The 26513-nt window shown below is 48.2% G+C and carries 31 protein-coding genes; 21 read left to right on the forward strand and 10 right to left on the reverse strand.

Annotation, left to right across the window (positions count from 1 at the left end):
- The first annotated feature begins 175 nt into the window (after positions 1-175).
- Positions 176-1495 (forward strand): sodium-dependent transporter, encoded by a 1320-nt coding sequence (locus tag BLT32_RS04905; RefSeq protein ID WP_053953172.1) that lies wholly within the window; start codon positions 176-178, stop codon positions 1493-1495.
- A gap of 17 nt (positions 1496-1512) precedes the next feature.
- Here BLT32_RS04905 and coaD read toward each other — a convergent pair whose 3' ends face one another.
- The gene (coaD, locus tag BLT32_RS04910; RefSeq protein WP_053953173.1) at positions 1513-2010 is read right to left on the reverse strand and encodes a pantetheine-phosphate adenylyltransferase; all 498 of its coding nucleotides are present in this window, start codon (positions 2008-2010) and stop codon (positions 1513-1515) included.
- 157 nt (positions 2011-2167) lie between these two features.
- Between coaD and BLT32_RS04915 the strand changes: the two genes are divergently transcribed.
- From BLT32_RS04915 to BLT32_RS04930, 4 genes are read left to right on the forward strand one after another with little or no spacing between them, the layout of a single operon-like run.
- Positions 2168-3358 (forward strand): glycine C-acetyltransferase, encoded by a 1191-nt coding sequence (locus tag BLT32_RS04915; RefSeq protein WP_053953174.1) that lies wholly within the window; start codon positions 2168-2170, stop codon positions 3356-3358.
- Between the two features lie 11 nt (positions 3359-3369).
- A complete protein-coding gene (gene tdh, locus BLT32_RS04920; protein ID WP_053953175.1) occupies positions 3370-4395 on the forward strand; it encodes an L-threonine 3-dehydrogenase in 1026 nt (341 codons plus the stop codon).
- Positions 4396-4400: 5 nt separating this feature from the next.
- Positions 4401-4736: a thiosulfate sulfurtransferase GlpE gene (gene glpE / locus BLT32_RS04925; protein WP_082343175.1), complete on the forward strand. Its 336-nt coding sequence runs from the start codon at positions 4401-4403 to the stop codon at positions 4734-4736.
- Between the two features lie 3 nt (positions 4737-4739).
- Entirely contained in the window at positions 4740-5591 is an 852-nt protein-coding gene (locus BLT32_RS04930; RefSeq protein ID WP_053953176.1) for a rhomboid family intramembrane serine protease, read from the forward strand.
- Here BLT32_RS04930 and BLT32_RS04935 read toward each other — a convergent pair.
- Positions 5585-5983, reverse strand: coding sequence for a flagellar basal body-associated protein FliL (locus BLT32_RS04935; protein ID WP_053953177.1), 399 nt, complete (start codon positions 5981-5983; stop codon positions 5585-5587). The two genes, BLT32_RS04930 and BLT32_RS04935, sit on opposite strands and share 7 nt — an antisense overlap.
- A gap of 76 nt (positions 5984-6059) precedes the next feature.
- Here BLT32_RS04935 and BLT32_RS04940 point away from each other — a divergent pair, with 76 nt between their 5' ends.
- Positions 6060-6647 (forward strand): chorismate--pyruvate lyase family protein, encoded by a 588-nt coding sequence (locus BLT32_RS04940; protein ID WP_053953178.1) that lies wholly within the window; start codon positions 6060-6062, stop codon positions 6645-6647.
- 32 nt (positions 6648-6679) lie between these two features.
- On the forward strand, positions 6680-7501 hold the full coding sequence (ubiA, locus tag BLT32_RS04945; protein WP_053953257.1) for a 4-hydroxybenzoate octaprenyltransferase: 822 nt from the start codon (positions 6680-6682) through the stop codon (positions 7499-7501).
- A gap of 14 nt (positions 7502-7515) precedes the next feature.
- Here the strand turns inward: ubiA and plsB are convergent, their stop codons facing one another.
- Positions 7516-9969: a glycerol-3-phosphate 1-O-acyltransferase PlsB gene (plsB, locus tag BLT32_RS04950; RefSeq protein WP_053953179.1), complete on the reverse strand. Its 2454-nt coding sequence runs from the start codon at positions 9967-9969 to the stop codon at positions 7516-7518.
- Positions 9970-10101: 132 nt separating this feature from the next.
- Here plsB and lexA point away from each other — a divergent pair, with 132 nt between their 5' ends.
- The 6 genes from lexA (at position 10102) to BLT32_RS04980 (ending at position 15627) form a co-directional block, all read left to right on the forward strand.
- Entirely contained in the window at positions 10102-10719 is a 618-nt protein-coding gene (lexA, locus tag BLT32_RS04955; RefSeq protein WP_053953180.1) for a transcriptional repressor LexA, read from the forward strand.
- Positions 10716-11147: a hypothetical protein gene (locus BLT32_RS04960; RefSeq protein WP_053953181.1), complete on the forward strand. Its 432-nt coding sequence runs from the start codon at positions 10716-10718 to the stop codon at positions 11145-11147. Before lexA ends, BLT32_RS04960 begins: the two co-directional genes overlap by 4 nt.
- A 299-nt stretch (positions 11148-11446) precedes the next feature.
- Positions 11447-12568, forward strand: coding sequence for a cytochrome c oxidase subunit II (coxB, locus tag BLT32_RS04965; RefSeq protein ID WP_053953182.1), 1122 nt, complete (start codon positions 11447-11449; stop codon positions 12566-12568).
- Positions 12569-12578: 10 nt separating this feature from the next.
- Positions 12579-14165, forward strand: coding sequence for a cytochrome c oxidase subunit I (gene ctaD, locus BLT32_RS04970; RefSeq protein WP_053953183.1), 1587 nt, complete (start codon positions 12579-12581; stop codon positions 14163-14165).
- 5 nt (positions 14166-14170) lie between these two features.
- Complete coding sequence (locus tag BLT32_RS04975) at positions 14171-14740, forward strand: cytochrome c oxidase assembly protein (protein ID WP_053953184.1); 570 nt, start codon at positions 14171-14173, stop codon at positions 14738-14740.
- Between the two features lie 11 nt (positions 14741-14751).
- Complete coding sequence (locus BLT32_RS04980) at positions 14752-15627, forward strand: cytochrome c oxidase subunit 3 (protein ID WP_053953185.1); 876 nt, start codon at positions 14752-14754, stop codon at positions 15625-15627.
- A gap of 14 nt (positions 15628-15641) precedes the next feature.
- On the opposite strand, the gene BLT32_RS04985 is transcribed toward BLT32_RS04980, so the two are convergent.
- A complete protein-coding gene (locus tag BLT32_RS04985; protein WP_074668897.1) occupies positions 15642-15857 on the reverse strand; it encodes a DUF2909 domain-containing protein in 216 nt (71 codons plus the stop codon).
- Between BLT32_RS04985 and BLT32_RS04990 the strand changes: the two genes are divergently transcribed.
- From BLT32_RS04990 to BLT32_RS05010, 5 genes are read left to right on the forward strand one after another with little or no spacing between them, the layout of a single operon-like run.
- On the forward strand, positions 15835-16590 hold the full coding sequence (locus tag BLT32_RS04990) for an SURF1 family protein (RefSeq protein ID WP_053953186.1): 756 nt from the start codon (positions 15835-15837) through the stop codon (positions 16588-16590). The genes BLT32_RS04985 and BLT32_RS04990 overlap by 23 nt on opposite strands.
- Positions 16587-17132: a redox-active disulfide-containing membrane protein gene (locus BLT32_RS04995; protein ID WP_053953187.1), complete on the forward strand. Its 546-nt coding sequence runs from the start codon at positions 16587-16589 to the stop codon at positions 17130-17132. Before BLT32_RS04990 ends, BLT32_RS04995 begins: the two co-directional genes overlap by 4 nt.
- Before the next feature lie 12 nt (positions 17133-17144).
- Positions 17145-18134: a COX15/CtaA family protein gene (locus BLT32_RS05000; RefSeq protein WP_053953188.1), complete on the forward strand. Its 990-nt coding sequence runs from the start codon at positions 17145-17147 to the stop codon at positions 18132-18134.
- A gap of 12 nt (positions 18135-18146) precedes the next feature.
- Complete coding sequence (gene cyoE, locus BLT32_RS05005) at positions 18147-19043, forward strand: heme o synthase (protein WP_053953189.1); 897 nt, start codon at positions 18147-18149, stop codon at positions 19041-19043.
- An 8-nt stretch (positions 19044-19051) separates the two neighbouring features.
- Complete coding sequence (locus tag BLT32_RS05010) at positions 19052-19666, forward strand: SCO family protein (protein WP_053953190.1); 615 nt, start codon at positions 19052-19054, stop codon at positions 19664-19666.
- Between the two features lie 10 nt (positions 19667-19676).
- Here BLT32_RS05010 and BLT32_RS05015 read toward each other — a convergent pair whose 3' ends face one another.
- A complete protein-coding gene (locus tag BLT32_RS05015) occupies positions 19677-20759 on the reverse strand; it encodes a polysaccharide deacetylase family protein (protein WP_053953191.1) in 1083 nt (360 codons plus the stop codon).
- 60 nt (positions 20760-20819) lie between these two features.
- Between BLT32_RS05015 and BLT32_RS05020 the strand changes: the two genes are divergently transcribed.
- Positions 20820-22157 (forward strand): MATE family efflux transporter, encoded by a 1338-nt coding sequence (locus tag BLT32_RS05020; RefSeq protein WP_053953192.1) that lies wholly within the window; start codon positions 20820-20822, stop codon positions 22155-22157.
- Here the strand turns inward: BLT32_RS05020 and nfuA are convergent.
- On the reverse strand, positions 22120-22698 hold the full coding sequence (gene nfuA, locus BLT32_RS05025; protein ID WP_053953193.1) for a Fe-S biogenesis protein NfuA: 579 nt from the start codon (positions 22696-22698) through the stop codon (positions 22120-22122). The genes BLT32_RS05020 and nfuA overlap by 38 nt on opposite strands.
- Before the next feature lie 72 nt (positions 22699-22770).
- Positions 22771-23454, reverse strand: coding sequence for a ComF family protein (locus BLT32_RS05030; RefSeq protein ID WP_053953194.1), 684 nt, complete (start codon positions 23452-23454; stop codon positions 22771-22773).
- A 41-nt stretch (positions 23455-23495) separates the two neighbouring features.
- Between BLT32_RS05030 and bioH the strand changes: the two genes are divergently transcribed.
- Positions 23496-24263: a pimeloyl-ACP methyl ester esterase BioH gene (bioH, locus tag BLT32_RS05035; protein ID WP_053953195.1), complete on the forward strand. Its 768-nt coding sequence runs from the start codon at positions 23496-23498 to the stop codon at positions 24261-24263.
- Here the strand turns inward: bioH and mutM are convergent.
- Complete coding sequence (mutM, locus tag BLT32_RS05040; RefSeq protein WP_053953196.1) at positions 24260-25072, reverse strand: bifunctional DNA-formamidopyrimidine glycosylase/DNA-(apurinic or apyrimidinic site) lyase; 813 nt, start codon at positions 25070-25072, stop codon at positions 24260-24262. The two genes, bioH and mutM, sit on opposite strands and share 4 nt — an antisense overlap.
- Before the next feature lie 3 nt (positions 25073-25075).
- Positions 25076-25570, reverse strand: a complete 495-nt coding sequence (locus BLT32_RS05045; RefSeq protein WP_053953197.1) for a hypothetical protein — start codon at positions 25568-25570, stop codon at positions 25076-25078.
- Between the two features lie 93 nt (positions 25571-25663).
- Here BLT32_RS05045 and BLT32_RS05050 point away from each other — a divergent pair, with 93 nt between their 5' ends.
- Positions 25664-26281 (forward strand): 2OG-Fe(II) oxygenase, encoded by a 618-nt coding sequence (locus BLT32_RS05050; RefSeq protein WP_053953198.1) that lies wholly within the window; start codon positions 25664-25666, stop codon positions 26279-26281.
- 65 nt (positions 26282-26346) lie between these two features.
- Here BLT32_RS05050 and rpmG read toward each other — a convergent pair whose 3' ends face one another.
- On the reverse strand, positions 26347-26502 hold the full coding sequence (rpmG, locus tag BLT32_RS05055) for a 50S ribosomal protein L33 (protein ID WP_008489399.1): 156 nt from the start codon (positions 26500-26502) through the stop codon (positions 26347-26349).
- Positions 26503-26513: the final 11 nt, after the last annotated feature.

The raw sequence follows: 26513 nt of genomic DNA on the forward strand, positions 1-26513 counted from the left end.
AACGTTTAGGTCAGTTGCGCTTACTTGAAACATCCTGTTCAGTAATTGGGCAACCGGCTGAAATTCAGGGCGCGAATAGTAACCCGATTGACTAAAAAAAGATAGGGCAAAATTTTCTCAGTTCGTTAGAATGCCCGCCTGACTTAAGTAGGGGCAGTAAGCTTTTTGGACATTTATGCGTGATTCATTTCATAGCCGCATTGGCTTTATTTTAGCGGCCGCGGGTTCCGCTGTCGGGCTCGGCAACATTTGGGGCTTTCCGACGCAAGTCGCCAACCATGGTGGTGGCGCTTTTTTACTCGTGTACCTGTGCGTTATTTTTATTTTGGCTATTCCCGCCCTTTATAGCGAACTGCTCATAGGTCACAGCGCACAGGCTAACCCGGTTAAGTCATTGACTCTGCTTTCCGGCGGTAAAGCTCGCCCGGTCGGTAGGTTAATGGGCTATTTGAACGTACTGGGCTCATGCTTAATGCTGAGCTTCTATCACGTAGTCGCCGGTTGGATGGTGGTTCACGCACTCGGCTTCTTAGCCAAAGGCGTTGGCCTCACATCGGTGTCCGAATTCCTGCTGAACAGCTCTATGCCGCGCGACTTAATATTCACGGGGCTGTTTTTAACCGCCACCGCATTAGTCGTCTTCCAGGGCGTGGAAAAAGGTATTGAGCGTTGGTCCAAGCGTTTAATGCCAACATTGGTGGTTCTGCTAGTCGGCCTGATTATTTACATGCTGACGTTACCAGGCGCCAGCGTCGGTTTAGAACGTTACCTGATACCGGACTTCACACAAATAACCAATACCAGTATTTTGGTTGCCGCTATGGGTCAGGCATTCTTCTCACTGTCGATTGGCCTGGGCGGCATGATGATTTATGGCTCGTACTTAAAGCCCGGTGCAAAACTGGGTCGTTTGAGCCTTTCAGTTGCAGCGCTTGATACCTTCATAGCGTTTTTAGCCGGCTTACTGATTATTCCAGCACTATACGCAGGCATTCATTTAGGCGTTTCCGTTGGTGAAGGCACCGAGCTGGTTGGCGAAGGACAGCTCATTTTTGCGGTACTGCCGGAGCTATTCAACAGCATGGGCGTTGCCGGGCCGTTTGTCGCGTTTGCATTCTTTAGCTTACTGAGTATTGCCGCGCTAACCTCGACCATTGCTCAGGCGGAAGTTCCTGTGTCTTATTGCATTGAAGAGCGCAAACTGAGCCGCCCGGTTGCAACCGCCGCGTCATTAGCGCTTATTGGTGTGTTCTCACTATTACTGATTTTATTCTTCGAGCCACTGTTTGGTTGGGTCGTCACCGCTGTGACACAGTTCCAGCTGCCGCTGTCTGGCTTATTCTATTTACTGGTAGTGGGTTGGTTATGGCGCCGCAGCAACCACTTAAAAGAAATTGCTGCGGGCAGTTTCGGGCTTACGTTATTGCGCTGGCACATTCGTTACTTATGCCCGGTTCTAATGAGTATCGTATTTTACCACGTAGCCCTTAGCTAATACTGTCGGGTCAGGCATTACTGACCCGGACGTTTCCCCGCAAATTTCTGCTCTAAAGCCGACGCCACTCGCGCGTCGGTAAAGCCAGATACATCACCGCCATGCAATGCCACTTCTTTTACCAGCGACGATGAAATAAACGAGTTTTCTTCAGCTGGTGTTAGAAAGACGCTTTCCAAATTAGGATCCAAACGGCGGTTCATGTTCGCCAGCTGGAATTCATACTCAAAGTCGGACACCGCACGCAGTCCACGAATAAGCACCGTTGCATCGTATTCGTGAGCAAAGTCCACCAAAAGACCCGAAAAACCGACCACACTGACATTATCGAGCTTTTCGGTCACTTGCTGCGCCAGTAAAACCCGCTCTTCTAGCGTGAATAAAGGTTTTTTACTGGGGCTTTCTGCTATACCAACAACCACTTCGTTGAATAGCGCTGCTGCGCGTTCAATAAGGTCTGCATGCCCATTGGTAATAGGGTCAAAAGTGCCTGGGTAAATAGCTCGGCGATGCATAAACTCTCCTAAACCGACAAATTATCGCTCAAATTTCCCTAAAGAGTACACGCAATTGGACACCAAACAAAAGTCTGAAATTGAAATTAAGGATGCGAGTTGGGGCTAACATCAGTAAACTAGAGGGTAACGAATTTTTCAAATCATGGAGTCGAACATGAGTTCTGCGTTTTACCAGCAACTGGCCGACCAACTGGCTGAAACCAAAGCCGAAGGGCTTTACAAGAAAGAGCGTATTATTACCTCTGACCAAAGTTCTGAAATTACTGTTAATGACCACCGTGTGCTTAACTTCTGCGCCAATAACTACTTAGGTTTGGCGAACCACCCTGACCTTATTGCGGCAGCCAAAAAAGGTCTGGACGAGCATGGTTTTGGTACGGCTTCTGTCCGTTTTATTTGCGGTACACAGGACATTCACAAAACGCTGGAACAAAAGCTGAGTGACTTTTTAGGCACCGAAGACACCATTTTGTATTCGTCGTGCTTTGATGCGAACGGCGGCTTGTTCGAAACGCTGATGGGGCCGGAAGACGCCATTATTAGTGACGAGCTGAACCACGCCAGCATCATTGACGGCATCCGTTTAAGCAAAGCCAAGCGTTACCGTTACAAAAACAACAATCTGGAAGACCTGGAAGCACAGCTTAAGCAGGCTGACGCTGACGGCGCGCGTCATAAGCTTATTGCTACCGACGGCGTGTTCTCTATGGACGGTGTTATTGCGGACTTAAAAGGCATTTGTGACCTGGCCGATAAATACAACGCACTGGTTATGATGGACGACTGTCACGCCACTGGTTTCTTAGGTGAGAACGGTAAAGGTACACACGAATACTGTGACGTATTGGGCCGTGTCGATATTATCACCGGCACCTTAGGTAAAGCATTAGGCGGTGCATCTGGTGGCTACACTTCAGGCAAGAAAGAAGTGATTGATTGGTTACGTCAGCGTTCACGCCCATACCTGTTCTCTAACTCGGTAGCACCAGCCATTGTTCAGGCGTCTATTCGCGTACTGGAAATGCTGGAAAATGGCCATGAACTGCGCGCTCAGTTGTGGGAAAACGCCCAGTACTTCCGTGAGAAAATGACCGCAGCTGGCTTTACCCTGAGCGGTGCTGATCACGCCATTATTCCGGTTATGGTTGGCGATGCACGCTTAGCCTCCGAGATGTCAGACAAACTACTGGAAGAAGATATCTACGTGATCGGATTCTCCTTCCCTGTCGTTCCTAAAGGCAAAGCTCGTATCCGCACGCAAATGTCAGCGGCTCACACACGCGAACAATTGGATCGCACCATTGAAGCCTTTACCCGCATTGGTAAAGAGCTGGGTGTGATTTAAGGAGTATTGAAATGAAAGCTTTGGCGAAACTGCATTCCAAACCCGGCATTTGGATGACCGATGTCGAGAAGCCGGAATGCGGCTATAACGATATTCTGATTAAAATTAAGAAAACGGCAATTTGTGGTACCGACGTACACATATACAAGTGGGACGACTGGTCGCAAAAAACGATTCCGGTACCTATGGTGGTCGGTCACGAATACGTGGGCGAAGTTGCTGCTATGGGCGACGGTGTTCGTGGTTTTGAGATTGGTGATCGCGTTTCTGGCGAAGGCCATATTACTTGCGGCCACTGCCGTAACTGCCGCGCCGGCCGCCGTCACTTATGTCGCAATACGTATGGCGTTGGTGTTAACCGTCCGGGCGCATTCGCTGAGTATTTAGCACTGCCCGCAGAAAATGCGTTTAAACTGCCAGACGATGTGACCGACGAAATGGCGTCTATTTTTGACCCATTCGGTAATGCCGTACACACGGCTCTCGCTTTTGACTTAGTCGGCGAAGACGTATTGATTACAGGCGCTGGCCCTATCGGTATTATGGCGGCAGCGGTGGCTCGTCACGTTGGCGCGCGCCATGTGGTTATTACCGATGTTAACGAATACCGCCTGGACTTAGCCCGTAAAATGGGTGTCACCCGTGCGGTCGACGTCAGCAAAGAAAAGCTGTCTGACGTAATGACAGAGCTCGGCATGAAAGAAGGCTTTGACGTGGGACTTGAAATGTCTGGTGTGCCTTCTGCGTTTTCACAAATGCTGGCGACCATGAACCACGGCGGCAAAATTGCTATGTTAGGTATTCCGCCAGAGAATGTCGCCATTGACTGGAACGAAGTTATTTTCAAAGGTCTGGTCATTAAAGGCATTTACGGTCGTGAAATGTTCGAAACTTGGTACAAAATGGCGAGCTTGCTACAGTCAGGCTTAGATATTTCGCCGATATTAACGCACGAAATGTCAGTCGACGACTTCGAAAAAGGCTTTGAAACCATGATTTCAGGTCAGTCGGGTAAAGTCATTCTGAACTGGGACTAAACCCTATGAGTGCAGACGAACGTACCTACGAATTAGTGGAGCTAAACACCGCGGCAGAGCACTGGCAAGCCGGTGATGCGGTGTTTGCCGACATTCGCGACCCACAGTCTTTTGCGATGGGTCACATTCCGGGTGCGCAGCGCATCGACAACAGTAATTTGGGCGTATTTTTGGAGTCTGTCGACAAAAACGCCCCTATTATTGTGGTTTGTTATCACGGTATTAGTAGCCAGGGCGCCGCAGAATATATTGCGGCGCAGGGCTTTACTAATGTCAGTAGCATGAACGGCGGTTTTACCGCCTGGTCAATGTCTTACCCCGAGCACGTTAACAAGGAATAAACCATGCGCCGATTGCTGAGCAGTAAAGACCCGGAATGGATGCGAAAGCTCTACCAATATCTGCGTCAGCACGGCATACCGGTTAGCGTCACGGAAAAAGGCGAGCAACTTGAACTATGGCTGCACCAAAGCAGCTACGAGGCGCTCGCTAAAGATCTTGTTCAACAATGCAAAGCGAACCCTGAGCTGCTGGACGAAGAGCCGCAGCAGTCGGCTTCAACACAAGACTCAAACCAACCTTCTTCAACGTCGCGTCGCTCAGCGCCTATTTCCTTGACACTTTTAGCGCAAAGTGGCTGGCTCACACGAATAGTCGCAGCACTAGCGGCTTTGGTCTTTTTAGTTCTGAATATGTGGCCTGAAGCTACGTTAGAAGCTCTAAAAATCAGTCGCTTCTTTAACGCACTGCCCTTTGACCAGCCCTGGCGTTTTGTCACTCCGGTCTTCATGCATTTCACGCTGCTTCATATTGTGTTTAATGTATTTTGGTGGTGGTATTTAGGCGGTCGTATAGAGAAGACACTGGGCACTTCCTGGCTACTGGCCCTATTCTTGTTTTCCGGCATTACCGCCAATGTTATTCAGTACCTAATGAATGGTCCTAACTTTGGTGGCATGTCCGGTGTGGTTTATGGTCTGCTTGGTTTCTGCTGGGTGTATAGCTTCCGCCGGGCGACACCGCTGTATCTGCCGCCGGGGCTCATTGTCTTTATGCTGCTTTGGCTAGTGCTGGGTTACACCGGCGTACTTTGGGTCAACGTAGCCAACGAGGCGCATTTAGCCGGATTACTGTCAGGGTGCTTAGCGGGCTTTGTGGTGCGGGCGCTAAACCCGACACCCAAAATTCGTTACTGATAAATATACTTGGTAAAAATAACTTCTTTTATGACCGGGTTGCCGGTTTCCTGAGTCATTAACTCTTTGGCGCGCTCCAGGCATTTGAGTCGCAGCTGGTCACGTCCTGTCATAGTCCGAACCTGACGTTCCGTTGCCGTACTGAATATGTTTATAAAGGCATCCCGCAGTAACGGTGCATGATGTTCGACCACACTCACGTAGCTAGGGTCCGGAACCATAACTTCTACCGCAACGCGCACAAACCCCAGGCGGTAATCATTCCCTTCTTTTAAAAAGTTTGTTGTTATGTCGGGTTCAAAACCATAGTACGCAACCTCGTCTTGCGCGCTTGCAACTGTGCTTAATAAACACATTGTTAGCAGTAAACCCAATGTCCGAATCAGTTTCATATAGCCACCCAGCTTTCGCTGTTCAATTGTTTCCTCTTTGCTATCATAGCGATAGAGCTTGATAACGCCAATACAAATGACAACAGAGTTATACCCAGCACCAACATTTCCTGTCAGTGAACCGCTTAAATGGCAGGCTCCTGATAAGGTCGAGCTAACCTCTACACAGCATGACTGGCTGTGCTTCGAGGGCTCTTTAACCCAGCGTCTGAAAAGTAATTGCGGGCATTTTGAGGTTCGTTTATTAGGGCAACAGGAAATGCTGCCTCATAACGAAGAGTGCCGTCGCTTAAAGCAGAGTCAGCCCGCGGTAGTGCGCGAAGTACTGCTATACTGTGATGGTAAACCCTGGGTGTTTGCCCGCAGTATTTTCGCAAAAAGCGCCGAAAACAACGAGCAGTTGCAACTTTCAGAATTAGGTAACCGTTCATTGGGCGACTCGTTATTTCAACGAGAAGACTTAACTTCAGGGCCCATTGAAGTAGCGACTGTGGCGGAATCTCATGTTATAGGCAAACTGAACCAGCAATGGTTTAGTCAGTCGAAACCCTTATTAGGCCGCCGCCGAATATTCTCGACCGCAGGCGAGCAATTGTTAGTGAGCGAGATATTCTTAACGTCGTCACCACTTTACGACCATGTGTTAGAGGTACAGAGCAAGTGATAGCACAAAAACTTCAGGCTTTTTGGCAGTTAATGCGGGCGGACCGCCCCATTGGTACTTATTTGCTGGCGTGGCCAACAATATGGGCGTTGCTAATTGCCGGCACTGGTAACCCACCACTGAAAATTGTGGTGATATTTTTGCTGGGCACTTTTGTGATGCGTTCCGCCGGTTGTGTGATCAATGACTTTGCCGACCGCAACTTTGATGGTCATGTCAGGCGCACTAAGCAACGCCCTATTCCCGCCGGAAAAATTTCCGCAACGGAAGCTATTATTGGTTTCTTTATTTTGCTGGCTATTGCTTTTGGACTGGTGCTTCAGCTGAATACCAACACCGTTATGCTGAGCTTCCTGGCTGCCGGCGTTGCCGCACTTTACCCTTTCTGCAAACGCTGGACTCACCTACCCCAAGTGGTACTGGGCATAGCCTTCAGTTTCGGCATACTCATGGCGTTTACGGCACTAGAGTCCAGTGAGTGGTTTATCGCTGCTCTGTTGTTTATCGCCAATATTATTTGGACCGTGGCTTACGATACCGAATACGCCATGGCCGACCGGGAAGACGACTTAAAAATTGGTCTGCAAAGCACGGCTATTTTATTTGGCCGTTACGACAAACTCATTATTGCGTTATTGCAGCTGATTGTCATCGGCTTGCTGGCATGGGTGCTCTATATACTCACAGCGGACTGGATAGCCTGGGCGGCGCTTGCGATAAGTGTGCTGTTGTTTATGTACCAGCACTGGTTAATACGCCATCGCGAGCCAATGAAATGCTTCCAGGCCTTTTTGCACAACCATTACGTCGGTATGGTTTTCGCGATAGGCCTGGCGTTACATTACTGGTACTAAGTTTACACTAAAGGCTATTCACTCGGCTGATTGACGAACTGCTGCACCGACTGCCTTATCGTTTGCAGGACAGGCCCGTCAATCAGCTCATCAACCTGGTCACTTAACGGCCCAACCGGCTCAGCAGCAATTTGCTGACCGTCGTCATCAATTTCGACCAGCCCTTGCTGCTTAAGACTAGCAATTAGTGTTGCCATGACTTTTTTGTCATAAAACTCCGGCGCGTCAATACCATGAATAGAGCTCAAACGCTCTGCCAGGGTAATAGACTGTTTCTCAAGCTCTGCCCGCATTATTGGCTGTGCCTGCTGCAGAAGCTCTAACACAATACAGTAGCGTTGCAGAGTTTCACTGGCACTGTTGGCTAGCAAGCGCAAACGATACCACTGCGCACTTTCACGCTTCGCAATGACACAGTCGCTACCTTCGCGGGTAATTAATTGCTGACGTGCCAGCTCCTCACACAGCGCCTCTACCCACAGCGGAATATCCTCGGCGGTATGACTCAGGTAAAGTTCAGCTTTTAGCATGGGGTAAATTGCTTGAATGCGCTCGACAATTTCATCTACCGACACGCGCTTTTTCGCCATAATGATTGAGGCAATAATGCCCGGCACAACCATCATGTGCAGTATGTTGTTACGGTAATATGTCATCGCAATAGCCGACATACGTTCGAGCGAGATAACCTCGCCCATAGTATCTGACTCAACTTTAAACTTATCGGTGCGCAGCGCCTGCTGCCACAATTCTTCCGGCGTTTCTTTAGGCACACTAATATCGGTACTGTAAGGCACTTCTTTTAACACACCCAGATACACTTCCAGCTGAGCTAATAGCTCTTCTTTCGTCAGCGCATGATGCTCAGAGCTGAGTAATGCCAGAGCCGTTAGGTTCACACTGTTTGCGGCTGCAGAGTCGTTTATGCCCTGCATAACACGCTCAGCCAAACCATTGACCACAGGGGTTAACCAATTCGGTCTTAGCGGCTCTTCGGCCCCTCGCGTTACCGACTTATGCCAGTCGGGCGCATTACAGTCCAGCGTATGCTTTAAATCGATAGGCTGACCGAAAGTTACAAAGCCCTGACCAAAATTACGCAATTTGGTAATTGTTTTTAGAATTTGAAAAACGGATTCTTTCTCTTTGTCCTTACCTTTTAACTCCTTCAGGTAAGTGGCGACTTCCATGATGTGTTCATAACCGAGATACACCGGCACCAACGACACTGGGCGTTGTTGATCACGCAGCATACCCTGAACGGTCATAGCGAGCATGCCAGTCTTTGGCGGCAATAAACGCCCAGTTCTGGAACGGCCGCCTTCACTGAAGTATTCCACCGGGTAGCCTTTTTGAAACAGCCAGCACAAGTACTCGCGAAATACCGCGGAATAAAGCTTATTTCCCCGGAAACTGCGGCGTATAAAGAACGCTCCACCACGACGGAAAATGCCGCCAACCGGGAAGAAGTTCAGATTCACCCCTGCTGCAATATGCGGCGGCACCAAGCCTTCTTTATAAATAACATAGCTCAGTAGCAAGTAATCCATGTGACTTCTGTGACACGGCACGTAGATAATTTCGTGTCCCTGCTGAGCAAGACGACGTATGCGTTCACCGCCTTTTACATGAATACCGTTATAAATACGGTTCCACATCCAGGTCATAAAGCGATCGAGTACTCGCACTAATGTCGAGCTGTAATTCGCCGCAATTTCGTCAATGTAAGAGAGTGCTTTTTTGCGAGCTTCCTCTTCACTAATTTTCTTGCCTTTGGCCTCGTCGGCAACGGCCTTCTTGAGCGCTGGCGTGTTAATAAGCTGCGCCATAAGCTCTTTCCGATGACTAAGCTTGGGTCCGGCAACTGCATGACGCATGCGAACAAAGTGAACACGGGCAACACGCGCCAATTTATGGGCTATGCGCATGTCTGCGCCGTAATCATTAGCCATTTGACCTAAGCTAACGCTACGCGAGAAGCGCAACAAGACCTGACGACCTGAAAAAAGCACAAGCCAGAATTTACGAATAGCGCCTGGGTTATCGAGGTCACCCGTCATTGCCTTGCCGGCAGTTGCTTCCTGGCCTGCCTGGCGCCCCCAGAACACCCCAGCGGGTATCAGCTGTAAGTCGAGGTTGCTATTGTCTTTATGTAACTTCAATAACTGATGGAATTCTTCCACCGCTTTTTCAGAGGTTTCGTTGGCAAATTCTTCCAAATACATAACCCGGCTGTATTCTTTGCCATTAATTTCAAGCGGTTCGAGAGGATCAGGCAGGCCTCGGCGCTTAGCTGCACGCTGCAATATGGACAAATCAGCAGTGGAGGTTGAACGCATAACGTAAGCCACCGGCTTTTGCACCGTGGTTTTGTGATCAGTTTCATCGCCGTCCCAAATATCTTCGAACCGTGTTAGCCAACGTAACGGATACTTCAACACCGCGTAAAAAGGGCTTTTTTTGCTCATACACCAACCTCTGTTTTAAACAGAGCTATAGGATACCAACTTAAAAAATAAAAGTCGTTGGTGAAATGACTTGCGAAATAAAAATACCTGTATATACTCACAGTATCACTGTACATAAACACAGGTTCGAATATGCGCCCTTTAACACCAAGACAGTCGGAAATACTAGAGCTTATTAAAGACAATCTGCACGCAACCGGTATGCCGCCGACACGTGCGGAAATTGCCTCCAAGCTGGGCTTTCGTTCTGCCAACGCCGCCGAAGAACATTTAAAGGCGTTAGCACGTAAAGGTGTTATTGAAATTATGCCAGGTATGTCTCGTGGCATTCGCTTAGTCGGCGACGACTTCGATGTCGCCGAAGGTTTGCCACTGATTGGTCAGGTCGCTGCCGGTGAGCCTTTACTCGCGGAACAGCATGTTGAAGGGCATTACAAAGTCGACGAATCGTTATTTCAGCCTGCCGCCAGCTTCTTATTGAAAGTCAACGGTATGAGCATGAGAGACATCGGTATCTTGGACGGTGACTTACTTGCCGTGCACAAAACTGAGCAAGCCAGAAATGGACAGGTTGTTGTTGCTCGAGTTGAAGACGAAGTCACGGTAAAACGCTTTGAGCGCAAAGGTCGCACCGTCTTGTTACATCCGGAAAATCCAGAATTCTCCACCATCACTGTTGACTTGGCATCGCAAGTATTCGCGATTGAAGGTCTGGCAGTTGGTGTTATCAGAAATGGAGCTGCACTATGAAAATTCAACAGAACAACAAATTGCACCACCCGGGTTTGTGGAAAGCTGCACCGACTGATATTAAATTTGAACAAGAAACAGGCGCAGAGGCAGTCGAGACAGACGCCTTATCACCAGCTGTTCAGAATGCTTTACAACAAAAGCCAAGTGAATGGGTCACCGTTATCGGCGGTGACAAAAATGTCATTGCCCAGCTTATTGAATCCGGTGTTGCGGAGCATCAAATTCGTTGGTTACGCAGTCACTCTGCCGAACGTTGTGAGTGGGCATTGGAGCAAGCGCTATTAGCGGGAAACAGCAGTATGGTTATTGCCTATCTCGACTCTGTCTCAAGCCGCACATGGCAGCGCGCAAAAATGGCAAGTAAATTAAGTCACACTCAATACTTCCTGTTTGATAAAAACACACTAACATCCCACCTCCACTAAATCCTCGTTAGTGTGTTTCTTCCTTGATAGGCTGCTTCGGTAGCCTTTTTTTAACAGATTCGCTCATTTATTAACCAATTGTTTGATTTGATCTGGATCTTTCTTTGTAAATTAGTTAATAAATGTACTACCCGACTATAAAAATATTATAACAACGATAATTATAACAAAGAGTCTGTGGAGAAAGTGATTTCTGGGGAGATGCTGTTCCTTTTTCTGCTTACCTCTTTGTTCTTCGAATTTTGATCGGAATTAGTCTTTCGGTCTCATTGAAGAATAAGAGGAGAAGTCACGTGAAAATGAAGCCTCTGTGGGCACTATTGGCTATGTTGAGCTTACCTGCTAGCGCGGAAAATCAACTCAACCTGACCAAAGGTGTTACCGAAGTCAGTAACCGAGTTTACGACCTGCACATGACGATATTTTATATCTGTTGTGCTATTGGTGTGGTTGTGTTCGGTTTAATGTTCATTTCGATGATTCGCCATCGCAAATCGAAAAACCCCAAACCAGCGAATTTCCACGAGAACGTAAAAGTTGAAATTGCATGGACCATTATTCCACTCCTTATTCTTGTAGGTATGGCTATTCCGGCAACGACAACACTTATTGCTATGGAAGACACCTCAGAAGCCGATGTCACCATCCAGGTAACAGGTTCTCAGTGGAAGTGGCACTACAAGTATTTCGAGAATGACGTTGAGTTTTTCAGCCGCTTAGCGACACAGCAAGAGCAGATCAATAATAAGTTCACTAAAAGCGAAAACTACCTTCTGGAAGTTGATCGTCCATTGGTTATTCCTACCGACAGAAAAGTTCGTTTCCTAGTGACTTCGGACGACGTTATTCATAGTTGGTGGGTACCTGACTTTGCCGTTAAAAAGGACGCTAATCCTGGCTTTATTAACGAGACTTGGACCAAAGTCGATGAACCCGGGATTTATCGCGGCCAGTGCGCTGAGCTTTGTGGTAAAGATCACGGTTTCATGCCGGTTGTGGTTATTGCAAAAGAGCCGGCCGAATACGAAAAATGGATAACTGAGATTGAAGCTAAACAAGAGGCCGCTCGTCAGCGAGAACAAGAGCTACTCTCTATGGAAATGTCGAAAGAAGAGCTCATGGATTTGGGTGAAAAAGTATATAACAGTACCTGTGCAGCTTGTCACCAACCTAACGGTCAAGGTGTTAACGGTGTATTCCCTGCACTCGCGGGAAGTGGCGTTGCCGTTGACCCTGAAGCGAAATCAAAACACATCGACATTGTTGTTAATGGTGTATCCGGAACGGCCATGCAGGCATTCGGACAACAGTTAAGCATGCAAGAGCTCGCCGCGGTTATCACCTACGAGCGTAATGCCTGGGGTAACGAAACCGGCGACCTTATTCAGGCAGCCGACATCAACAAAGTCATGAATCAATAAGGAGACGGTGATGAGCACAGCAGTCGAAGCAACACATCACGACGCACACCACGATCATAAGCCGTCTGGTATTGGTCGCTGGCTATTTACAACCAACCATAAAGACATTGGTTCAATGTACTTATGGTTCAGTTTTATTATGTTTTTAACTGGCGGCGCCATGGCAATGGTTATCCGCGCAGAGCTATTCCAACCGGGTCTTCAGTTAATTGAACCCCAGTTCTTTAACCAAATGACCACGGTACACGGTCTAATCATGGTCTTTGGTGCCGTCATGCCTGCCTTTACCGGCTTGGCTAACTGGATGATTCCCATGATGATTGGGGCGCCGGATATGGCATTGCCCCGTATGAATAACTGGAGCTTCTGGATTCTTCCATTTGCTTTCATTATTCTGCTGGGCTCTTTGTTTATGGAAGGTGGCGGTCCTGCCTTCGGTTGGACATTCTACGCACCGCTTTCAACCACTTACAGTTCAGACTCTACCGCACTGTTCGTATTTTCGGTTCACATTATGGGTATTTCATCCATTATGGGTGCTATTAACGTCATTGTGACCATAATGAACATGCGCGCGCCAGGCATGAATTACATGAAAATGCCGCTGTTTGTTTGGACTTGGTTAATTACCGCATTCTTGCTAATTGCTGTGATGCCGGTCTTGGCAGGGGCAGTCACCATGGTATTGACCGATAAGTACTTCGGTACCAGCTTCTTTGATGCCGCAGGCGGCGGTGACCCTGTTATGTTCCAGCACATTTTCTGGTTCTTCGGGCATCCTGAAGTCTACATTATGATTCTGCCGTCCTTCGGTATTATCTCAGCCATTATTCCTGCATTTACCCGAAAACGGCTGTTTGGCTACTCCTCGATGGTGTACGCAACCGCGGCCATTGCATTACTGTCGTTCCTGGTGTGGGCTCACCACATGTTTACAACAGGCATGCCGGTCTTCGCTGAGCTGTTCTTTATGTACTGCACCATGCTCATAGCAGTGCCAACCGGGGTGAAAGTCTTTAACTGGGTCGCCACCATGTGGAAAGGCTCGATGACGTTCGAAACGCCTATGCTGTTCGCACTGGCCTTCGTCATTCTCTTCACCATCGGCGGGTTCTCTGGGCTAATGCTGGCAATTACACCTGTTGATTTCCAGTATCACGATACCTATTTTGTGGTTGCACACTTCCACTATGTATTGGTGTCCGGTGCGATTTTCTCGATTATGGCGGCAGCTTATTACTGGCTACCTAAGTGGACAGGTCACATGTACGACTCGACATTGGCGAAAACCCATTTTTGGGCGTCGGTCATTTCAGTGAACGTACTGTTCTTCCCAATGCATTTTGCGGGACTGGCCGGTATGCCTCGTCGTATTCCTGACTATGCGACTCAGTTTGCGGATGTGAACCAAATTACCAGTATTGGTGGTTTTGCGTTCGGTCTGTCGCAGCTGATTTTCTTGTGGGTAGTAATCAAATGTGTGAAAGGCGGCGAAAAAGCAGACGCTAAGCCGTGGGAAGGCGCGGAAGGCCTGGAATGGACAGTACCTTCTCCGGCTCCGTATCACACCTTTGAAAAACCACCGAAAGTGGATTAGGACCTATGTCTGAAGAACGTCCGAATAACAGCATTCTGGTTAAGCGACTGTTACTGACAGTCGCTGGGATGTTTGCGTTTGGGTTCGCGCTGGTGCCGTTGTATGACGTGTTCTGTGAAGTGACTGGCTTCAACGGCCGTACCAGTAATGAAGCTGCGACTTATGAAATGGTCGAGGTAGACGAATCACGTACTATCAAGGTTCAATTCCTTACGCGTAATGCTAAAGGCATTCCCTGGAAGTTCGAGCCGTCAGTAAAAGAGGTTCGTGTTCATCCAGGCGAAACCAAAGTCGTTAATTTCCTGGCAGCAAACCCAACCGAGTCCGATATGGTTGCCCAGGCAATTCCATCTGTAGCGCCGGCTGAGGCCTCTCTCTATTTGAATAAAGTGGAATGCTTCTGCTTTAATCAGCAGCCGCTGGCAGCTAACTCAGATACCGAAATGCCGATGCAATTTTATGTCGACCCGGACATTCCAGACCACATTACAACCTTTACCCTGTCATACACGCTGTACGATATGACAGCCAATACGTCCGCTGAGCAAATGGCTCAGTTATTAAAAACAGAATAAGGAAAGACGTTATGGCAGAACAACAAAGTTATTATGTTCCTGCTTCCAGCCCTTGGCCGATAGTCGGCGCGGTTGGCCTGGGACTTATTGCGTGGGGCGCAGGCCACACCGTTATTGATATGTCGAAAGAACAAGACGGCTACGGCAGCACAGTACTTATTGCCGGCCTTATTGTTATGGCGGTTATGCTATTTGGCTGGTTCCGCGATCAAATTAACGAGTCCATGAAAGGTTTGTACAGCGACCAGTTAGGCGTTTCTTACAAACAAGGCATGAGCTGGTTTATTTTCTCTGAGGTTATGTTCTTCGCCGCCTTCTTTGGTGCCTTGTTTTATGCCCGCGTTATTGCGGTTCAGTGGTTAGGCGGCGACAGTAACAACGCCATGACCAATGAAGTACTCTGGCCCGAGTTTGTCGCACATTGGCCATTAGTGAACACCCCGGGCGGAACTGAGACACAGGCTATGGGTTGGTACGGCTTGCCGGCTATCAACACAATTATACTGTTAGTCAGTTCGGTAACCTGTCACTTTGCACACACAGGGCTTGAGCAAGGTAAACGCAAGCAGCTAACCGCAATGCTCGGCGTAACCATTATCCTTGGTATGATATTCCTGTATTTGCAAGGTGCGGAATACATACATGCCTACGAAGAGTTGGGTTTAACACTGGATTCAGGCATTTACGGTAATACCTTCTACATGCTTACCGGCTTCCACGGTTTGCACGTGACGTTAGGTACCGTCATGCTCATTATTATGTTCCTGCGAGTACTGAAGGGGCACTTTACGCCAGACAATCACTTCGCATTCCAGGCCACCAGCTGGTACTGGCATTTTGTTGACGTGGTTTGGTTATGCTTATTTGTAGTGGTTTACGTACTGTAAGAAAAGCGCCCCGTTTAATAGGGGCGTGGATTTAACGGCAAAAAGCCGCCGTAAGCGGCCGCTATTAGGGCAATTAAAATAATAGCGGCTATTCCCACTCGTTTTCCCAGATAATAAGACATTGGTGGCTTGTTGGGATCGTTACGTAGCATCGAAAATAATGCGCGAAACAAATTCACCACCATATACACGAGCAGTAGAACAATAATGACCTTAAAAACGACCAACATACAAATTCCCCTTGTTGCAACAATCATTACTTTGCTGGCAATTGGGGTGTTGGTCAAGCTTGGCTTTTGGCAGCTAGATAGAGCCGAGGAAAAACAGCAGCTGTTTGACGACTACGAGTCGCAACAAACCAGTGAAGCGAAGCTCTTAAGTTCTATCAAAGACTTAAACGCAGATATGCACCGGTTTACTTATATGTCAGTCAGTGGCGAATTTCAGCCGACACCGGTGTTATTGCTGGATAATCAAATTCAGGACGGAACTGTTGGCTACAATGTGTTGGGCTTTTTTCAACCAGACTCGTCCGAACTGCCAACACAACTGGTTAATCTGGGCTGGATACCAGCTCCCACGTTACGCAGCGATATTCCCGAGGTCGAATTACCTAAAGGCAGGTTAACACTCACCGCCTATCTGTATTTCCCGAGTCAAAACGAGCTAACCCAGAATTCCTTCGAATACGCCACAAATAATGATTCCGTTCGTATTCAGGAAGCGGCACCAAATGCACTTTCTCAGGAGTTCAACCTGATCCCCCGCTCTCACCTGCTACTGCTTGAAACGCCAAAAAATATCGGCTGGCAACGAGACTGGGAACCACAAGTCATGAAACCAGAAAAACATTATGGATATGCGACACAATGGTTCTCTCTTGCGGTCGCATGTTTGGTGATTTTCGTAATTGCTGTTATAAAACTTAACAAACAATCAAAAAAAGAAGAGGAGACCCAATGAGCTCCCCAAATCGCTCAAGAAAAGCTATTTTAACGGTGTTTGCGTTATTCCTATTACCAGTCATAGCTGCCTGGGTTATTTTATCGCAGAACTGGTATGAAGCAGGCACCAACAAAGGCACCTTACTACAGCCGCCTGTTACGCTGAGTTCAGAAGTCGATACACTGCCGGAAGGCTGGAAACTGGGCTATATACCTCCCGAAAACTGCGACCAAACCTGCAAAAATGCTCTCTACGTCATGAATCAGGTTGATGTAGCCATTGGCAAGGACACCGATCGCTTAACTCCGGTCACTTTTCACGACAACAATGACCAGCTTTCAGATTATGAGCGTGATGCGCCGCAAATAACTCCAATAACAGCGCCGGCTATCATTCGCGAGCTTCACAATTTACCCGCCAATACGCTGTTCATCATCGACCCTATGCACAACGTTATGCTGTACTACCCAACGCATAGCGACAAAGAGGCGATGATTAAAGAAGGTAAAAACGTACTGGCTGATCTTCGCAAGCTGCTTAAGCTCAGTCGAATTGGATAAGGAGCTTAGCAGATGAGAACTCTGGTTAAAATTAGCGTATTTTTTGCCTTTGTTGTTATTGTTTTAGGCGCTTTCACCCGCCTTACTGAAGCCGGGCTCGGTTGCCCCGACTGGCCGGGCTGCTACGGTTTTTTGAAAGTGCCTTCGCAGGAAGAGCATATTGTGCAGGCGGAGCTTCGTTTTCCGGACGCCCCGGTTGAGCAGGACAAAGCCTGGAATGAGATGATCCACCGATATTTCGCGGGCACACTTGGCATTCTCATTTTGGTGATTGCCGTTGCTTCCTGGATAAGAAGCCGCAAACCCAGTCACTACCCACCACCAGTGAAATTGCCGACGTTGCTGCTAGGCCTGGTCATTTTCCAGGCCGCGTTGGGTATGTGGACGGTGACTATGAACTTACAGCCGCTGATAGTCATGGGCCATTTGCTGGGAGGGTTCTCGGTCATATCACTGCTTTACCTGCTGTCACTGAGGCTGTCCGACTTCCGGTTAACAGGCGGCGACCCCGAACTTCGACGATACCGGGGCCTGGCGCTTTTTGCGATGCTGGTCGTTATTGGACAAATAGCTCTGGGCGGTTGGGTCGCAGCCAACTACGCCGCTGTTGCCTGTACCGAGCTGCCATTTTGTGAGGGCGACTGGACGTCAAACTTAGACTTTGCCGGCGCGTTTAGTATTCCGGAAGCCGACACCTACCAATTTGGTGCTCACGACTATGATGACCGCATGACCATGCATGTTATTCATCGTATAGGCGCTATTGTGACCTTCTTAGTGTTGTGCACGTTACTGTTCAAATGTTGGCGCAAAGCGAAGTCTCAATTTTTCCGCAGTAAGCTATCTGTTATAGGCTTGTTATTAGTTTTGCAAATTGCGCTAGGTATTAGTAACGTAGTCTTTCAATTACCGCTTTGGAATGCGGTAGCTCACAATGCCGTTGGGGCATTATTGCTGCTGTCTTTGGTCGGGTTGAATTACAACCTGTCCAGAAAAGCGTAAGGAGTTGTAGTTATGCAATCCGTTGCCACAAAACAAATAACAAAAACGCGCAACGCACATTGGCGAGACTACCTTGAGTTAACCAAACCTCGTGTCGTCGCGTTATTACTGCTCACTGCCGTTGTTGGCATGTGCCTGGCCACTGAGCAACTTGTTTCTCTGTCGGTATTAGTGCCAGCCTTAACCGGTATTGGCTTAATGTCCGCTGCCGCCGCAGCGGTTAACCACTTGGTTGATCGCCACATAGACGCAAAAATGGCTCGAACGCTTCGTCGTCCGCTGCCTCAGGGGAACTTATCGCCCGCTAAAGTCATCACTTTTGCGACCACTATCGGTGTTATCGGTTTTGTCACCTTGTACGCTTGGGTAAATCCGTTAACTGCTTGGTTAACCTTTGCGTCTATGGTCGGCTACGCCTTTATTTACACCATGTTTTTGAAGCGTGCGACACCGCAGAATATCGTCATTGGTGGCTTGGCAGGAGCCGCACCGCCGCTGTTGGGTTGGACCTCGGTTACCAATGAAATATCGGCCTTCCCTATTCTGTTGGTAATGATTATTTTCACCTGGACGCCACCACATTTCTGGGCGCTAGCTGTACATCGTGCCAAAGATTACGCACGGGCAGAAATTCCGATGTTACCAGTAACTCATGGTATCGAGTTCACTAAGACCTGTATTTTCCTGTATACCATTTTGCTGGGCGTGGTTTGCCTTATGCCATTCCTTATTGGCATGACCGGTATGATTTATCTGGTGGGTGTTACAGCGTTGAACGCTATATTCCTGGCTTATGCGTGGAAACTGAAATACGCACCGAATAAGAAAACAGCCTTTAACATGTTTGCCTTCTCTATTTGGCACCTGATGCTGCTGTTCGTTATTTTGCTGGTTGATCACTACGTATAGGGTAATTTATGAGTCGTTTCATTACCGTTAGTGTTGCTGTTATTGCGTTAATTGCCGGCTGGCTGGTGTATAGCAACTTACCACAGGCGAAACCTGAAGCGCTTATTTACGAGCCGCCTCGCGCATTGAAGCCTTTTACCTTAACCAGCACTAATGACGGTGAGGTTTCAAACAACGCATTGAAAGGTCAGTGGACTCTGCTATTCACCGGCTACACCTTTTGCCCCGATATCTGTCCGACAACCATGTCAGACCTGAAGCAGGCACTTCCTGAGTTGCAAAACAGTGCCGATGCACCGGTGAAAGTCTGGATGATTTCGGTAGACCCTAAACGTGACAACATAGAGCGACTGCAAGAATACGTTGGCTATTTCGGCGACAACTTTGTTGGTGTGCGCGCTGAACATAAGTCGCTGTTTCCCTTCGTACGCGACTTAGGGCTTATGTACTCCATACCGGAAGAAGGTGAAGAGAATTACCTGGTGAATCACAGGGCCGCCATTATTTTGGTGAACCCTAATGGCCACCGCAAAGCTATTTTCAATGCCGACCACAAGCGTGGGGAAATACCTGTGGTCGACATGGAACAGCTAAAACGCGACTTCGCTATTATTACCGATTAACGGACCAGACTCAGTCTGGCCAGGAGCCTTGTGCGTCGGGACGAATAAGGGCTATTGAATACCAATAGTAACGCGACTCTGACGCACTGGGCGCGGTGCAATTAACACGCGAACGACCCACCGGTAAGTCAGTGGTTACTTCTACGGTAAAACGCGTATCACTTTGCCATTCCGGCTCTAACACCTGGCCACCTGAGAAACACCGTAGCTGATTCGTGCGCACCTCTTTTAACGCTTCATCACCCGTTAGAGTAACCTCCAGTGTCGGTTGCGTGTTTTCATAATCGAGCAATGGCTCTTCAGGCTTGTAACTGACCACCGGCATCGCCTTGGAACGCAGCTTCGTCTTTAGGGTGTCTAAGTTGGCATAAATACCCGATGCCGGGAAACGAGTAATCGCAGTTTCTTCGCTCCACTGCGACCAGGGCCCGGAGTGCTGAGCAAACGCCAGAAAGCCCCAGTCATCGAGCAGCGCTCTGAGTTCGTTATCGTACTCTCCGTATGGGTACGCGAAATACTTTTCCTGCTCTCCTAAGTTTTCGTCGATAGCCTCTTGTGCGCTGACTACATCGTAATGCATACGCTCAACCCACTGCTCTTTGGTTTCATCGGGCTCACGGCGAATTAAGTGTGCGTGAGTCTGACCGTGGTTAGCAATGCGGGCTCCCCGAGCCCCAATGTCTTTCAGCTCTTCCCAGCCCATATAGTGACCCTGGTGCTTAGCCATTAAGTCTGGGTTCACAAAGACGGTATACGGCATTTCGTATTGCTCTAGCAAGTCAGCCGCGTTTTCATAGACATTTTGGTAGCCGTCATCGAACGTAATGACGACTGCTTTTTCAGGTAACTGCCCGTTACCCTCAATGGCTTCCTGGGCCTGCTTAATATCAATGACGTTAAAGTTATTGTCTTTTAAGTAGTTCAGGTGCTCTTTAAACGTGTCAGGATCAATAGAGGTAACCGCCGGCGTACTGTCACTCACGTGGTGGTACTGCAAAACAACCACACTGTCGTTTGCGGCAAGGCTGTCAGAGGAGCAGCCCAGACTTAACACAGCGCAACTGCCCGCCAGTAATTTGTTCAACACCTTCATAGTCACTCCTGATACAGTATAGGTACTTGAATTAATACTTTAAAAAATCACGAAAAGTTTATGCGAACGTTTTTGGGGTTTCCAACCGTTGACCACAGGCATGTGTTTGCCATCGCCCTACCAATGATTGTGTCCAATATCGCCGCGCCGCTTCTCGGCTTGGTTGATACGGCCATCATAGGTCATTTACCCGATGCTATCTACTTATCGGCGGTTGCGGTAGGTGCAATGGTTGTCAGTTTTATTTATTTGCTGGCTGTGTTCCTGCGTATGGCGACCACGGGCTATATAGCGCAGTCTTATGGGGCTAAAGACTTGAGTGCACAGCGCCAGCATTTCAACAATGGTGTCATTATTGCAGTCATTCTGGGTTTGGTGATTGCCTTTGCCAGCCCCTGGATTAACGACGCCGCCATGTGGGTTGTCGCTCCTTCGGCTGAATTAGAGCCCTACGCCCGCGAGTACATTAGTATTCGTTTATGGTCAGCCCCTGCCGCTCTTATGACATTGGTAGCTTTAGGTGTGCTACTGGGCCGCCAAAATAGCCGCAAAGCCATGTTATTGGTTATTATCACCAACGCCGTTAACGTGGTGATGGACGTAGTGCTGATTATCGGCCTCGACCTCAACGTGAAAGGTGCGGCCTGGGCGTCGCTGATAGCTGAGTGGGTCACCGCACTTATTGGGTTCTACTGGACAGCCCGGGCGCTGCAATGGTCACTGCCGCATTTCGCTATTAGCGGGCAGGCACTAAGGCGCTTTCTTGGTGTTAACGGTAATATCTTCGTTCGAAGTTTGGTTCTACAGCTGTGTATGGCCACCATGACCGGTTACGCAACTCGTTACGGCAGTACACTGGTTGCTGTTAACGCCGTACTTATGCAGTTTTTAATGCTGATATCTTTGGGGTTAGATGGTATTGCTTATGCGGTCGAGGCGCTAGCCGGAGCTGCAAAAGGACAGAAAAAACCTGATAAAATTCGCTACTGGTGCAAGATAACCCTGCTTTGGTCGTCGTTATTTGCCGTCAGTTACACCTTAGTGTTTGCCATTGCCGGTGAGCAAATCGTTCGTTTAATTACAGACATTCCCGAGGTCGTGAATACCGCCATGAACTATCTTCCATGGATAATTCTTATGCCGATTATCGCGCACTGGAGTTATTGGTTTGACGGGGTGTTTATTGGCTTATCCATGAGCAAAGGGATGCGCAATACCATGCTCCTATCCGCTTTAATCGGTTTTATGCCGTTGTGGTGGTTAGGATTGCCGCTGGAGAACCACGGTTTGTGGTTGGCTCTCAGCGGCTTTTTACTAATGCGTGGTGTCACCCAGGCTATTTGGTTATGGCGAACTAATACTAATAATAAGAGTGCTCACCGTGCTCATGTTCGGTAACATCGCGAACGCCGGTGATTTCATCCGGAAAACGTTCCAGCAACTCCTTCTCAATGCCGTTCTTCAGCGTCACATCAATCATACTACAGCCATTACAGCCGCCACCGAATTGAAGTATCGCGACACCGTCATCGGTAATTTCAGTGACCATTACCTGACCACCGTGGTTTGCCAACTGCGGGTTAATTTCCACCTGAATGACATATTCAACACGGTCTACTAACGGTGCATCGTCAGCTACTTTGCGCGCTTTTGCGTTGGGCGCCTTCAACGTCAATTGAGAGCCTAATTCCTGCTCTTCAAAATCAATTACGGCGTCTTCAAGAAACGGCGCACTGCCAGAATCGACAACAGCGTCAAAACCGTTAAACGGTAAGCGCTCATCGTCTGGTTCAACTGCGTCTGGTGGACAATAAGAAACACCGCATTCTGCGTTTGGCATACCCGGATTGACCACAAACACACGAATGTTGGTGCCCTCTGGTTGTTCTGCCAATAGCTTTTGAAAATGCGACTGCGCGGCTTCTGAAATACGAATCATAAACTGGTTACCTCACGGCTTATACCTGAGTAAATTACTAGGGTATAGTGTACCTGACATCCCACTCACTTTCTAGTCACCCTGATTATAAGCAACCGCCCAGGCGTCAACGTACTTGGCCCCCTTTCTGTAAAGTGCATCTGCCGCTGCCATTACCGTGGCTCCGGTGGTGATAACGTCATCAATCACCGCAACTGACTGTCCGTTAAAGTCACCCAGGGCCAACTGACTTTTATGGCTGTTATACCAACGCTCTCGTTTACTGGTTAAATGCTGCATTGGCTTTTTTCGCACGACTCTCAACGCATTAGATACATACCGAATATTTAGTAAGCTAGCGACTTCACGCGCAACAAGTGCAGTTTGATGAAAGCCGCGCTTATGCCAGGAAGTTTCAGTCATGGGCATAGCGACAATAGAGTCCGGCAGCGGCTTGCCCTGATAACACAAGGTGATATGCGCCGCCAGAATTCGAGCGAACACTGAAGACAACTCAGCGCGATACTGAAACTTATAAAGTTGCATCAGTTGCCGGGTTTGAGGTTCCCAGCGCAGACTGGCAAACCAATAGCGACACTGCTGTTCGGTTAGTGCATGACTTAAGTCTGCCAAGTGCTGACAACAAGCTGGATACCAGCGAGGTAACGCCAGCTCACAGTAGCTGCAAAAGCCGCTGTTGCCAGCTCGGTTCGTACCACAACTCCAACACTTGCCGCGACCAAACTGGTTGGCGATATCTTTTAAAAACGCTAGCATAAGCGCAGTTAACCGTTTGCTATTAACGTTGAGGAAGTATAGTGAGTCTATCTATTCAGTGCCACGGGGCAGGAACGCCTTTAGTTGTAATCCATGGCTGGGGAATGAACTCGAATATATGGCAGCCGGTTATTCCTTCCTTAAGTGATAAACACAGGGTGTACTCTGTTGACTTACCGGGCTTTGGTGACTCCTCATGGCCGTTCGAAGAAGCGGTTAATTTAGAGATTTTAGTCGACGCAATAACGCCTGCATTGCCTGAAAAGTGCCATGTTATGGGCTGGTCACTGGGTGGCTTAGTTGCTACACAGTTTGCCCTGAAGCATCCAAATAGAACATTATCGCTGACAACCGTGGCATCTTCACCACACTTTGTTGAATTGGACAGCTGGCCAGGTATAAAGCCTAACGTTCTTGAGCAGTTTCAGCGCCAGCTCGATTCCGACTTTCGCAAAACCATAGAGCGCTTTTTGGCAATACAGGCAATGGGCAGTAGCGACGCCAAAGCACAAATAAAATTAGTAAGAGAGCTTATTTTCAGTAAACCAACACCAGAGCAAAAGGTGCTAAAAGAGACATTACGGCTACTGCAGGAGTGCGACCTTCGCAAACAGCTCGCCAATATAGAGGTACCTTTTTTACGGCTTTATGGTCGCCTGGACAGCTTAGTGCCGGAGCGCGCCATTACAAACATTGACGCACTGGCACCGCAGTCGACATCATTCACTTTTAATAAAAGTTCACACGCTCCGTTTTTATCAGAGCCAGGCGACTTCTGCCGTATACTCACTGAGTTTACGCAGCGTTAGCGCTGGCAGGTCGTGCAATATACAGTACTGCGTTGACCCAGCCGAATTTCTTTCAGACGCTGACTGCAGACCATGCACAATTTGCCACCACGGCCGTATACCTGAAGCTTTTGTGCAAAGTAGCCCGGCGCGCCGTCTACTTGGGTGAAATCACGAAGTGTCGTGCCACCCTGCTCTATTGCCTGCGCTAAAGTGTCTTTGATAATAGGTACTAACTTCTCGTAGCGCTGTTTACTGATTTTTCCGGCGGCGCGTTTAGGATTAATACCGGCTTTAAACAAAGCTTCGTTCGCATAGATATTACCGACGCCAACCACCACCCGGTTATCCATAATAAAGGTTTTGACCGGCTGCGTGCGCTTGCGTGACTGCTCGAACAAGTAGTCCGCATGAAACGCATCTGTTAAAGGCTCAGGCCCTAAGTGTTTCAATAAATCATGAACGTCAGGCTGCTCTTTGGTAAATAGCAAGGCACCAAAGCGACGCGGATCGTTCAGGCGCAAACTCTGCCCGTCGTCGAACTCAATACTGATGTGGTCATGCTTGTAGAAAGGCGTTTCAACAGGTACCACACGTAATTTTCCGGACATACCTAAATGCAAAATTAAGGTGCCAGCATGGGTCTCCAATAGCAAATACTTCGCTCGCCTTTTAACATTTAACAGCGTTTGCCCTTCAACTTCTTTCACTGTCTCAGGTACAGGCCAACGCAAACGGCTATCACGGACATTAACGTGACGTATTTGGCGACCTTCTATGTGCGGCGATATGCCTAACCGACTGACTTCAACTTCTGGTAATTCAGGCATGTACTAACGTCCTAATAACTGACTTACGTGTAAATTCTCAATTTTAAAATTCTGCTGCTGGTTCGGTAACCGTAGAATTAAATACGGCGACGCATACAACTCTACCCGGGCGGTATTACCGTCATTAAACGACAGTAAAACATCGGTAATTTTATCGGTAGCCTGCACATCAACCGGTGTCATCTTTATCGACAACCAGTTATTGACCACTCCACTGATTTGCTGATTTGTCAGGCGACAGTCGTTTGCACACTGCCATTCGCTGTTTGCCAGTTGTAGAGTTAAATCGGGCATTTCTATGGCAGATAAAGAGCCGTTGTCAGGAATCAACCCCATTTGCTCCGCAGACTCAGGCGCTGCTTCATTCGTTTCTTTCAATGGCGGCGCTACGTACCAGAACACAAACATAATAATTAGAATGACGTACACCAGAACATTGTTCCAGGCACGTTTTGTCATTGTCACGCCAAAGAGTTTGCGTTTCTCATTTACCTTCATAAAAGGGCACCCAGCTGTGTTATTTTTTGCTTGTCGCTGTGTTAAGAATACCCTATATTTCGCGCGACAAAAAATGAATATGGTCTTACTACTATGCTGCTACCTACTATCATCGACCGTGTTGCCGACAACGGATACTGCATTGTCGATAATTTCCTGCCAAAGCAGCAGTCACAAGCTTTGTATGACTACTCTCAGCAACTGCCCGCACAATACTGGAATATGGCTGGCATAGGCCGACAGCAGTCACAAACCATAAACACTATGGTTCGTAACGACCGTATTTACTGGCTAACCCCGGACCAGCCTGAACACGCTGACTATCTCGCTATTATGGAAGAGCTGCGTGTTGAATTTAACCGGTCGCTGTTTATGGGTTTGTTCGATTACGAATGCCACCTGGCGCACTACCCAAACGGCGCGTTTTATAAAAAACATTTAGACGCATTTAAAGGACGCAGTAACCGAGTGCTAACCACGGTATTTTATTTAAACCCGGAATGGCGGGAAGAAGATGGCGGACAACTCGTTATATACGGCGCAAAAGGCGAAGTGTTAGAGACTGTATTACCCCAACAAGGCCGCTTAGTCGTGTTTTTAAGTGACCGATTTGTGCATGAAGTACTGCCATCAAAACGCGACCGGTTTAGTGTCACCGGCTGGTTCCGTATTAATGCCAGTGTTTCCGGTATTATTGACCCACCGCGTTAACTAGCTGAGTAACAGGCAATAAAAAACCCAGCCGAAGCTGGGTTTTTTGTAAGCGATAAAACCAATTACTTGATTTTAGCTTCTTTGAAAATCACGTGTTTACGAACCACTGGGTCGTACTTTTTGATTTCCATTTTTTCTGGCATAGTGCGTTTATTTTTGTCTGTCGTGTAGAAGTAACCAGTACCCGCAGACGACACCAAACGAATCTTATCGCGCATAATATCTTTTC

This window comes from Idiomarina zobellii (assembly GCF_900100855.1).
Classification (GTDB): domain Bacteria; phylum Pseudomonadota; class Gammaproteobacteria; order Enterobacterales; family Alteromonadaceae; genus Idiomarina; species Idiomarina zobellii.

Coding starts and splice junctions, on each gene's coding strand:
- BLT32_RS05000 (WP_053953188.1), top strand. CDS start 17,145: ATGAGAACTCTGGTTAAAATTAGCGTATTTTTTGCCTTTGTTGTTATT.
- BLT32_RS05030 (WP_053953194.1), bottom strand. CDS start 23,454: ATGCTAGCGTTTTTAAAAGATATCGCCAACCAGTTTGGTCGCGGCAAG.
- rpmG (WP_008489399.1), bottom strand. CDS start 26,502: ATGCGCGATAAGATTCGTTTGGTGTCGTCTGCGGGTACTGGTTACTTC.
- BLT32_RS04930 (WP_053953176.1), top strand. CDS start 4,740: ATGCGCCGATTGCTGAGCAGTAAAGACCCGGAATGGATGCGAAAGCTC.
- nfuA (WP_053953193.1), bottom strand. CDS start 22,698: ATGATTCGTATTTCAGAAGCCGCGCAGTCGCATTTTCAAAAGCTATTG.
- coaD (WP_053953173.1), bottom strand. CDS start 2,010: ATGCATCGCCGAGCTATTTACCCAGGCACTTTTGACCCTATTACCAAT.
- glpE (WP_082343175.1), top strand. CDS start 4,401: ATGAGTGCAGACGAACGTACCTACGAATTAGTGGAGCTAAACACCGCG.
- BLT32_RS04980 (WP_053953185.1), top strand. CDS start 14,752: ATGGCAGAACAACAAAGTTATTATGTTCCTGCTTCCAGCCCTTGGCCG.
- BLT32_RS05010 (WP_053953190.1), top strand. CDS start 19,052: ATGAGTCGTTTCATTACCGTTAGTGTTGCTGTTATTGCGTTAATTGCC.
- BLT32_RS04960 (WP_053953181.1), top strand. CDS start 10,716: ATGAAAATTCAACAGAACAACAAATTGCACCACCCGGGTTTGTGGAAA.
- BLT32_RS04995 (WP_053953187.1), top strand. CDS start 16,587: ATGAGCTCCCCAAATCGCTCAAGAAAAGCTATTTTAACGGTGTTTGCG.
- ubiA (WP_053953257.1), top strand. CDS start 6,680: ATGCGGGCGGACCGCCCCATTGGTACTTATTTGCTGGCGTGGCCAACA.
- BLT32_RS04990 (WP_053953186.1), top strand. CDS start 15,835: ATGACCTTAAAAACGACCAACATACAAATTCCCCTTGTTGCAACAATC.
- coxB (WP_053953182.1), top strand. CDS start 11,447: ATGAAGCCTCTGTGGGCACTATTGGCTATGTTGAGCTTACCTGCTAGC.
- BLT32_RS04915 (WP_053953174.1), top strand. CDS start 2,168: ATGAGTTCTGCGTTTTACCAGCAACTGGCCGACCAACTGGCTGAAACC.
- BLT32_RS04975 (WP_053953184.1), top strand. CDS start 14,171: ATGTCTGAAGAACGTCCGAATAACAGCATTCTGGTTAAGCGACTGTTA.
- BLT32_RS04940 (WP_053953178.1), top strand. CDS start 6,060: ATGACAACAGAGTTATACCCAGCACCAACATTTCCTGTCAGTGAACCG.
- BLT32_RS05015 (WP_053953191.1), bottom strand. CDS start 20,759: ATGAAGGTGTTGAACAAATTACTGGCGGGCAGTTGCGCTGTGTTAAGT.
- plsB (WP_053953179.1), bottom strand. CDS start 9,969: ATGAGCAAAAAAAGCCCTTTTTACGCGGTGTTGAAGTATCCGTTACGT.
- BLT32_RS04905 (WP_053953172.1), top strand. CDS start 176: ATGCGTGATTCATTTCATAGCCGCATTGGCTTTATTTTAGCGGCCGCG.
- BLT32_RS05045 (WP_053953197.1), bottom strand. CDS start 25,570: ATGAAGGTAAATGAGAAACGCAAACTCTTTGGCGTGACAATGACAAAA.
- BLT32_RS05050 (WP_053953198.1), top strand. CDS start 25,664: ATGCTGCTACCTACTATCATCGACCGTGTTGCCGACAACGGATACTGC.
- mutM (WP_053953196.1), bottom strand. CDS start 25,072: ATGCCTGAATTACCAGAAGTTGAAGTCAGTCGGTTAGGCATATCGCCG.
- BLT32_RS05020 (WP_053953192.1), top strand. CDS start 20,820: ATGCGAACGTTTTTGGGGTTTCCAACCGTTGACCACAGGCATGTGTTT.
- lexA (WP_053953180.1), top strand. CDS start 10,102: ATGCGCCCTTTAACACCAAGACAGTCGGAAATACTAGAGCTTATTAAA.
- BLT32_RS04935 (WP_053953177.1), bottom strand. CDS start 5,983: ATGAAACTGATTCGGACATTGGGTTTACTGCTAACAATGTGTTTATTA.
- ctaD (WP_053953183.1), top strand. CDS start 12,579: ATGAGCACAGCAGTCGAAGCAACACATCACGACGCACACCACGATCAT.
- BLT32_RS04985 (WP_074668897.1), bottom strand. CDS start 15,857: ATGTTGGTCGTTTTTAAGGTCATTATTGTTCTACTGCTCGTGTATATG.
- cyoE (WP_053953189.1), top strand. CDS start 18,147: ATGCAATCCGTTGCCACAAAACAAATAACAAAAACGCGCAACGCACAT.
- tdh (WP_053953175.1), top strand. CDS start 3,370: ATGAAAGCTTTGGCGAAACTGCATTCCAAACCCGGCATTTGGATGACC.